The organism is Halobellus sp., from assembly GCF_042218505.1.
Lineage (GTDB): Archaea > Halobacteriota > Halobacteria > Halobacteriales > Haloferacaceae > Haloquadratum.
Genome location: NZ_JBDGQZ010000056.1, coordinates 43,762 through 52,475, shown reverse-complemented (window position 1 = coordinate 52,475; position 8,714 = coordinate 43,762). Strand labels below are relative to the sequence as shown.

Genomic DNA, 8,714 nt, shown 5'->3' with positions numbered 1-8,714 from the left:
TCCGTGTTGGCCCACCTGCTTCACGGACGGTCTCTGGCCGCCCGTGGTTGGGGCCCACAACTCCCCAGCCACCTAATTCCGTTCTAACGAACAGCAAGAGAGTTGCCCGTCCCCACGGAGTGTAACCGCGGTTTCCACGCGCCATTCTACTATGCGTAGGTTGTACGTAATCGCTCACTCCGAGTAGAGCACTGCAATCCTGTCGAGAGCGCGTTGCGACCGCGGATTACGGGTCGACAGGGCACACGTTACTCTCTCCGCCCCGCATCCCGTCGGCGCGCCAGTAGATTGCGAGCACGAGCACACCCAGCGCTATCAGTGCGAACTCGAGTCCGTCCAGTGGTAAAAAGAGTGACTCACGCTCTCGGCGGCCTTCGGCCAGTAACGAGGGTGAGACAGCCACTTCCCGTTAAATTCGTTCCCTGTGTCGTGTGTGAACTGTCTGTCCGATCCTGGCTAAATTCCGGCGTCTATGCTGCATACGTGACGTACGCTGCCGGAGCGCGCCGACGGGGTCAGTCCCCGTTCAGCAGATGACTCGCTCGACATCCAGCGCGGTCGCCCGTCGGACCACTGCATCGACCGGATCCGCGACGGTAGAGAGGTTATCCGAATCGCTGTCGAGCACCAGCAGCGCGGCCCGGCGTCCCGGTTCGATGACACCACAGTCGAGACCGACTGCGTCGGCTCCGGCGATGGTCGCCATCCGGAGCACCGTTTGCGAGGAGAGGTCGAACGTCTTCGCAGTGTACGCCATCTCGCGGAACATCGACGGCGAGTTCAGCATCACGTTATCTGTCCCGAGTGCCACGTCAGTGTATTCGAGTAGGGTTTCGATTGGGGCCCGGCCAACCCCGAGGACGCGGTTCGCACGGGGGCAGACCGAGATGGGGACCCCCTGGTCAGCGACCCGCTCCAGGTGGTCGACTTCGGCGTGGATCATATGCACCAGCAGATCCGGGTTCAGATCCAGTGCCGGGTGGATGTCGGTGGCGTCAGGCTCGCCGGCGTGTATGGCGAACGGGACGTCGCGCTCCCTGGCGGCTGCCCGCTGGTCGGTGAAATCGTCGTCGTTGGCGCCGCTGGCACCGAACCCATCGGCCACGTCCAGAACTGCAGGATCCTCGCTCCCGAATACGAAGGCCTCGACGTCGAGGCTCTCGGCGGCCTCGCGTAGCGCTCGGGCACCCTTGACGCCGAACTCGCGGAAGTCGAGGAACGCCGCCGTTCCAGTTCGTTGCATAAAACTGAGCGTGCGGTGCATCGCTTCGATCAGCGTCTCGCGGTCGGCCGCCGCCAATCGACGGTGTTTCAGGCTATCGGGCGGCACCACCGCTTCTTCGAGACCGAGTCCGACGGCTGCCTCCTTCGCGACCGAGTCTCCGACGTGAGTGTGCGCGTTCACGAACGCCGGCAGGATGATGCGGTTCGGGTCACCGTCGCGCTCAGCGGTCTCCTCGACGGCTGTGATGCGGTCGTCCTCCACGACGACCTGGCCGTGGATTGGCTCGAACGACCGCCCGGCAAGGACGATTCCCTTGATCTCTTCCATACGACAGGGAGAGAGGCGAGGCTATATGTGTCCCGTGGTGGTCGCGAGAGACCATCGATCGTCGGTTCGGTCGAATCGCGTCGTCGATGTGATGCAGCCTTCGTCTGTGGCTACCCACTCTTGCCGTTCTGTGAGCGACTGGAGAGTTCGATGGATCTCGAATGAGGATTGGTCAGCCGTCGGCGGCTGCGACGGTCTCGATCTCGACGAGGAGGTCGGGACTGAGCAGTTGGTTCACTTCGAGCATACTCGTCGCCGGGCGGATCTCTCCGAAGTACTCGCCGTGAGCCTCGCCGATCGTCTCCCAGTCGTCGATGTCGGTGACGAACAGCCGGGTCCGGACGACGCACTCCAGCGGTGCGCCGGCCTCCGCGAGCGCGTCCTCGACGTTAGCCAGGGCCTGTTTGGTCTGCTCGGAGGGATCGCCCTCGCCAACGACCTCGCTTCGGTCGTCGGTCGCAGTCGTACCGGAGACGTGGACTTGTGACCCGGCTCTCACCGCGCGGGAGTAGCCCGCGCGTGGTTCCCATTCAGTGCCGGAGGAGATTCGGCGGCGTTCCATACGTACTGGCTACGTGGAAGTGTGAAACCCGTTTCGGGGTCGAGAGTCAGGGCGTCAGAACACCTGCTGAGGCGACCCCGTGATCTGGAGCGTTTCGTGGGTCTCGCGGACCTACTCGAAAGCGAGATATCAGAGGTCGCTGTTCCCAGGTTCGCCGAGGACGCACTGGAAGATCGGTCCGTCGATTGGGTTGAAACCTCGGTCAGAGCGGTGGGATCAGCGTCACCACGCGCTCGATGAGCGTGAGCCACGGAATCACTGAGGCGGCCAGAAGCCGACTCAGCGAGGGGACGTCGTACACCCAGGTACTGATCGATTTCGCGCTCTCCAGGCGGCGGTCGGTGACTTCGAGCCATAGCGAGAGTTCGTCCGGCGATTCGTCCGCCTCCCGAATCAGGTGTCGAATTTCGTTGTAATCGGCACGGATCTCCTGGAGCAGGTCCTGTTGTTCCCTCTGGAGCGCGTCGTGGAGAATCCACAGCGGGGTCACGATGTGGAGAACTCCGATCAACACGAGCACCGCGATGTATCCGCGAATCCCGGAGCGAAACCACAGCAAGACGAGTGAAATCCCGGCGAACCAGGCCGTTCCGGCGGTCATACTGAATCGCACAAGCGGCTCTAACTGCTGCGCCGAAGTGTGGATGTTCCGGAACGGCAGCGCCGCCACGTCCCGCAGCATAGCGATGTGAATCACGAACCCGCGAACGCTGGTGACGAGTGCCGGAATGAGGACGACTCCGAACAGCGAGTAGTTCACGAGTCTCGCGAGCGAATACCCGCCGAGTTGGGCCCGGATGTCCGGTTGGATGATCGTGTTGAGCACGGATCCCCCGAGTGGTGGGGAACAAAAGAAGAGCAGCAGAACGACGACGTAGAGCAGGATGAGGACGGTACTGTAGCCGAGGGTGATACGGTCGTCAGCGAACGCTGCCAGGCGGTCATTAGTCACCTCTCGGTAGGTCGCACTATCGACGTCGAAGGCCGGGAAGACGTCATTCCACGCGTCGACGAGGACGGAATCGACCCATCCGAGCCACAGGAGCGCCCAGAACGTTCCACCAGCACCGGCGTACGGATACCATTCGGTGAGGTATGCTTCGCCGCCGCGAAATGCGACGCCGTACTCAGAAGAAAGACAGCGCTGGCCGTCACCGCAGGGAAGCCCACGAGCGTGAGCCGGTCACCTGCGGGGAATACGGCGTCGATCCAGTTGACGTTCGCTTTACCGTCCAGCGGATCGCGCATAATTGGTGGGTGCGAATCCGTTTCCACGTTGGTTGGTAACACGATCCATACTTATGATATTCAAACGACATCATTGTGAAATTTTCCCTCACTGGCGAGAGACCAGGTCACCTTCCCTCGCTGCGCTCTCACAGCACCGGATGCCTGCACAAATTCGAACGGTGGGGCGAAGACACTGTAGTGACGTTTACGACTGATTGCACAGCTGATCGCACGCGGTCGGGCGATCGAGTGAGCGAAGACTTGCAAACGCTACGATCGCATCGATGCTGCCTGTTTGAGGGTCCCCCATCAGGACGGTCCCCCCAGAACCACCGGTACCGACAGCATACCACAGTGTGTCGATACTGCCGCTTCTGGCGGGGAGTGTGGGATAGGCTTACTATGTGTGTTAATTAGACACAGTACATATCCGTTCAAGCCTGGCTCCGGCGCACCGACTGGCTATGGATGATCATCGGGGGGTTCTATCTCGTTGCGTACCTCTTTTTGTCCATCCCCGCGCTCAAAACGCTTCCCGATGGCGTCCGGGACCCGCCCGCCCGGTTTCCGTGGCACTGGACGCTGGACTTTCTCGTGACCGGTCTGGCAGGAGGGGTGCTCCTGTTTCTCGGCTTCCGACGGGCGACCGACCTCACGATGGCACCGGGAGGAGACGGTAGTGAAAAAAAGCGAGGCCAATCGACCTGATCGCCCAGAGCGGTGCCGCGTCCCGTGGCCAGGGGTCGGCGCTGTGGAGGACCCACAGAAGCGAACAGGCTCACCGGGGTGAACGTCGCGATCGGTGAGGACTGAACGCCTATGCGGACTCACCGCGTCGATCGGTCACCAGTTGCTGAGGGCGCCCCGCGAACAACGGGATCAGCCCAGGAACTGTCGGCAGCGAGCAGCGCGCACGACGCCAGATCTGACGTCGCCGCCCGTGTCGAGTGCGTCGATCACGTCGTCGGTCGCGGCGCGGTGGTCGGGGTCGGGATCGACGTCGACACGGTCCAGTCCAGGACGAACTTCTTCCTCGTCCAGAGGCAGCATCGAAAGCGAGCGGGGATTGTAGTAGCGAGCAGCGTCTGCCAGGAGGTCGTGGAAGCGCGGGAGGCAGTCGTCGACCACCGTCCAGTCGGCGTCCTCTAGTCCGGCGAGTCCCATCAGCGTGGGTGGGAACCCGATGCTGTACAGCGAAGCGGTGTAGGTGATCGCCCGCGGGAGTTCGATTTCCCCCACCTCGCGGGAGTAGCCGAACAGGCCGACGTGCAACTTGCGGTCGCGACGCCGGGGAACGTACTCAGCGAGTCGGTTCACTATGGGCGCCACCTCGCTCACCTGTTCGGAGTATCGCTCGGCCACGCGGTCGGCGACTTCGAGCAACAGCGACTCGTCAATGTCGGGGGCGCTGCGGTCACGCTCTGCAGTGCGCAGGCGTTCAATGGCCGCCTGCACGTCCTGCGGCGGATGGTCGTATTTGAAGCCGGACTGCACGGTGAACGTCTCCACTTCTGGGTACGTGTCCAGCACGCGGTCGACGGTGTCCGGCGCGAGTCCCCCGCGGAACGGCGCAGGGCCGGCACCGAGAATCGGATAGAGCTCTACGTCGAGATCCGCGGCCGCGTGGTACAGCCGGCGCAGCGACACCTTGTTCACGAGGTCGGCAGCGAGCGAGCCGTAATTCAACGCGGGATCCGAGCGGGCGAGGAAGACCCGCTGAGCGTCACGGTCTCGCCCTTGCAGGTACCCCCGGAGTATTTCGTCGGCGTTCAGGAGGTACTCGCGGTCTTCGATGAGGGGGATGACTGCGACTTCGTCGGGGCGGAAATGGCCGACCCAGTCGGCGACAGTGCGCCCACCGATCGAGCGGTCGGCCTTGCCGACGACGAACTCCTCGTAGTAGTCGTGGACGGCGTTGATCTGACTCGCGGAGGTCACCATTGGCACGATCACTTCGTGGATGGGAGCGACCGTCTCGTGGTCCTCCCGGCCGTCGACACTCTGCAGGCTCTGATAGAACGCTTCGGCGGCGTCGTACGACCGAGGGATCGATTCGAGAATCTCAAGGAGGATCTTCGCCTCCGATTTTTCGAGGTCGGGGTTCGGCCCGCGCAGCGTGAGTCGGTTCTCGGCGCCGAGTCGCTCGTCGGCGAAGTGGTCGTCGAACCGCGAGAGCAGTTTCTTGACCGCGTACTCGTCGCCCTCTTTGCCCTCGAAGTCCCACATCTGCTCGTCACAGCCGAGGTGAGAGTAGGCGTAGTACGCTTCCCGCACTTCTTCTTCGCCCTCAATCACTTCACCCTCGGTGAAGAACGGCACCGTTGCGTTGTCAGGGTGCTGCGTACTCATCACCCGCGGCGGGTCGTGCGGATCCGGGACGCCGGTCATATATAAATCGTTGGCCGCGCCGTTCAAAAGGCCTCCTATCAGAACCCCGTTATGTTCCCGTCGGCGGGAGTGTCGTGCCACGGATGACCAGACGCCTCGATGTTCTCACCGGTACGAGCGCAGCGACTGCGTGTCGGAGTCGCGATCATCGCTCGCCGGATCGACACGGGCGAGCGCTTGCTGGAAATCCGCGCGCGTGATACTCGGTGTCTCATCCATCTGTGTCTCGCTGTCTGCGGCCATCGTCTCGGGAGTACTACCGTCGTCGATAGCGTCCCTGAGTGCAGTCATCGCGGCTTCGTCGCACAGCGCGGCGATGTCCGCACCGGAGTATCTGTCGTCAGTCGCGCGGGCCAACCACTCGGAGTCGACCTCGTCAGCCAGCCGTCGATCCTGGAGGTGGGTCTGGAAGATCTCCTCACGGCCTGCTTCGTCGGGACGGGAAACGGGTATCTCGATGCTGAATCGACCCGGGCGGCGCACCGCCGGATCGAGCATATCGACCCGGTTCGTCGCCGCGATCACGATGACATCTCCGAGCGGATCCATCCCGTCGAGCTCCGCCAGCAGTTGGTTGACGATGCTGTCGGTGACATCACTCCCGGCGCTGTACCCGCCCCGCTGCGCAGCGATGCTATCGAACTCGTCGAAGAACATCAGCGCCGGAGCGACCCCTCGGGCATTGCGGAAGAGCCCCCGTACTGCTTGTTCGGACTCGCCAAAGTGCTTGTCGAAAACTTCCGGGCCCTTCACCGACAGGAAGCTGTGATCGCTCTCGTTCGCCACTGCCTTGGCCAGCATCGTCTTTCCGGTTCCTGGCGGCCCGTGGAGCAGCACTCCCGTGGGGGGGTCGATGTCGAGTGCGTCGAACTGCTCGGGGTACTTTTTCGGCCAGACCACGGACTCCCGCAGGCGTGGTTTTGCCGCGTCGAGGCCGCCGATATCGTCGTACGTGACGTCGGGAATCGACGGGGACCCGACCAGATGTGGGACGTGCCCTTCGATGCCACGGGAGTTGTCGTCCGAGGCCTTCTGTGCTTCCGCGACGTCGTTCTGGCTCCCCGGTCGAGCGTCGCTCGACGACGCCTCGGGGTTGTCCTGCTGAGCCTCGCGGTCGGTCGAGTGCGCCACCGCCTCGTCGTCTGGGGCCCCAGTCGTGGAATCTCTCCCACTGTGCTCACGGCGACCCTTGCGTTGGCCGATCTCTTCGAATGCCGTCCGGAGTGCAGTCTGGTCGATCCGGACCTGTTCCGACGCCGCGTCGGCGATCGCGATCTGGCCGGCGCGTTCCACCGCGGCGACGATCTCCGCCGTCACAAACCCACTCGTGAGCTCGACACAGCGCTCGTAGTCGATGTCGGCTTCGACGGCGTCGAGCGCGTCGGCGTGGGTGGTGACCGAGCGAACCTCCGTCGCGAGGATTTGTCGACGACGGCGCTCCTCCGGAGTGTCTACCCCCATCACGATGTCGATCCGGCCTGACCGGCGGACCGTGCGTTCGACGTCACTCAGGTGCGTCGCCGTCGCAACGACGATGACGTTCTCTTCCGCGGCGTCGATCGTATCCAGAGTAGATTTGAGAGCGGCTCCGACCTGGCTTGGCCGTCCGTACTGGTCTTCGTCGTCAGTCGGTGCGATAGCGTCGAACTCGTCGAAGAACAGGACGCACGGGGCCCGAGATCGAACGAACTGAGCCAGATCGACGAGGAGTTGTGCCGTCTCGTCAGGCGACTCGAGCGGGAGATCCGTCGGCGTGATCGTGATCTGATCGAATCCCAGTTCGCCGATGAGTGCCTGGGCGAGATGGGTCTTCCCGACACCGGAGGGTCCGTGTATCAGGATCCCGCTGGCACCGATCGTTTCGTGACGGTCGGTGACTGCCGGATCGACGACTGACTCTCGAAGCCGACGCTTTCGCTCTTCTAACCCTTCGATATCACAGAATTGGAGCTCGGACGACGGTTCGACGTCCACGGTCGAGTCGACACCCGAAGAAGCGACCGAGCCCGCCTCGGGGCCCTACTGGTACACCCACCCCCAGCCGACTGGGAACCGGTTCGTGTTCGGATCCTCGGCCCTCCGGGACAGCGAGTCCGTTCGGTTCGCGGTCGACGCTCGCCCGGAGTGGCTAATCGCCCATCCGGCACTGCGGGGGAGTTACTGGACGGTGGTCACAGCCGACGGAACCACAACCCGATTCCGAGTTTCCGACGGGGCAATATCCGACGAAACGCGCCTGCACCACCAGTCGCCCGAACGCCCGCCAGTCGTCGCCAGCGGTGGCGCAGCGCCGACGGTGCTCGACCATCCTTCGAGTATGAGCCGGAATGGCGGCCAGATCGTCGCGTCCGGACCGGCGGGGACGCACAGACTGTACGTGGCTGCCAACGGGGACCTCGTCGTCGACGGCGACGAACGCCATCGGCTGCCCGTCGAGGCCCCGACCGATGCCCGACCGGCCGCGGTCGGAGACGGCAGGTACGTCGTCTACGGGGACGTGACGGATCGCTACAGACACAGCGCACTCGGTGACCAACTGGAACCGTCGTCTCTGGTCGTGGTCGATCCGACGGACCCGGCGGTGGTCGCTCGAACTGAACTCGATGCCCCGCTCGTCTTCGAGGGGCTCCAGCCGCTCGTGGCTGATCTCGACGGCGATGGCGAACCGGAGATCGTTACCACGATTGCCGACGCGGAACGCGGCGCACGGATCGCCGTCTACTCGGTGGCCGGCGAGCGCATCGCGACCGGTCCCGTCGAGGGACCCGGCTGGCGGCACCAGCTCGCAGTCGGCCCCTTCGGTCCCGACGGTTCCACGGAACTCGCCGCCGTCTTGAAGCCGCACGTCACGCACATACTGGAGTACTACCGGCTCGAGGACGGAGGTCTGAGCGTTCGGGCAACACTCGATGGGGTGTCTTCGCACGTGTACGGGTCCCGCACTCTCGGTGGCGCCGTCGCGGCCGATCTCGACGGCGGCGG

At 63.7% G+C, this 8,714-nt stretch carries 7 protein-coding genes; 2 read left to right on the top strand and 5 right to left on the bottom strand.

The genetic code is table 11. From position 1 onward, the window contains the following. Positions 1 to 526: 526 nt before the first annotated feature. From ABEI27_RS14325 to ABEI27_RS14315, 3 genes are all read right to left on the bottom strand, one after another. The gene (locus ABEI27_RS14325) at positions 527 to 1,552 is read right to left on the bottom strand and encodes an amidohydrolase family protein (protein ID WP_375800086.1); all 1,026 of its coding nucleotides are present in this window, start codon (positions 1,550 to 1,552) and stop codon (positions 527 to 529) included. Positions 1,553 to 1,724: 172 nt separating this feature from the next. Continuing rightward, positions 1,725 to 2,114: a RidA family protein gene (locus ABEI27_RS14320; protein WP_375800085.1), complete on the bottom strand. Its 390-nt coding sequence runs from the start codon at positions 2,112 to 2,114 to the stop codon at positions 1,725 to 1,727. Positions 2,115 to 2,316: 202 nt separating this feature from the next. Continuing rightward, positions 2,317 to 3,066 (bottom strand): hypothetical protein, encoded by a 750-nt coding sequence (locus tag ABEI27_RS14315; protein ID WP_375800084.1) that lies wholly within the window; start codon positions 3,064 to 3,066, stop codon positions 2,317 to 2,319. 746 nt (positions 3,067 to 3,812) lie between these two features. Here ABEI27_RS14315 and ABEI27_RS14310 point away from each other — a divergent pair. Next, entirely contained in the window at positions 3,813 to 4,052 is a 240-nt protein-coding gene (locus ABEI27_RS14310; RefSeq protein ID WP_375800083.1) for a hypothetical protein, read from the top strand. Between the two features lie 171 nt (positions 4,053 to 4,223). Here ABEI27_RS14310 and ppcA read toward each other — a convergent pair whose 3' ends face one another. Further along, positions 4,224 to 5,732, bottom strand: coding sequence for a phosphoenolpyruvate carboxylase (ppcA, locus tag ABEI27_RS14305; protein WP_375800082.1), 1,509 nt, complete (start codon positions 5,730 to 5,732; stop codon positions 4,224 to 4,226). Positions 5,733 to 5,837: 105 nt separating this feature from the next. Then, on the bottom strand, positions 5,838 to 7,706 hold the full coding sequence (locus tag ABEI27_RS14300; protein WP_375800081.1) for an AAA family ATPase: 1,869 nt from the start codon (positions 7,704 to 7,706) through the stop codon (positions 5,838 to 5,840). Positions 7,707 to 7,791: 85 nt separating this feature from the next. Between ABEI27_RS14300 and ABEI27_RS14295 the strand changes: the two genes are divergently transcribed. Further along, positions 7,792 to 8,714, top strand: a 923-nt coding sequence (locus ABEI27_RS14295; RefSeq protein ID WP_375800080.1) for a hypothetical protein, incomplete at its 3' end; no start/stop codon positions are given.

Excerpts from the sequence above, each read along its gene's own strand:
- ppcA (WP_375800082.1), bottom strand. The coding sequence starts at position 5,732 with ATGACCGGCGTCCCGGATCCGCACGACCCGCCGCGGGTGATGAGTACG.
- ABEI27_RS14320 (WP_375800085.1), bottom strand. The coding sequence starts at position 2,114 with ATGGAACGCCGCCGAATCTCCTCCGGCACTGAATGGGAACCACGCGCG.
- ABEI27_RS14325 (WP_375800086.1), bottom strand. The coding sequence starts at position 1,552 with ATGGAAGAGATCAAGGGAATCGTCCTTGCCGGGCGGTCGTTCGAGCCA.
- ABEI27_RS14310 (WP_375800083.1), top strand. The coding sequence starts at position 3,813 with ATGATCATCGGGGGGTTCTATCTCGTTGCGTACCTCTTTTTGTCCATC.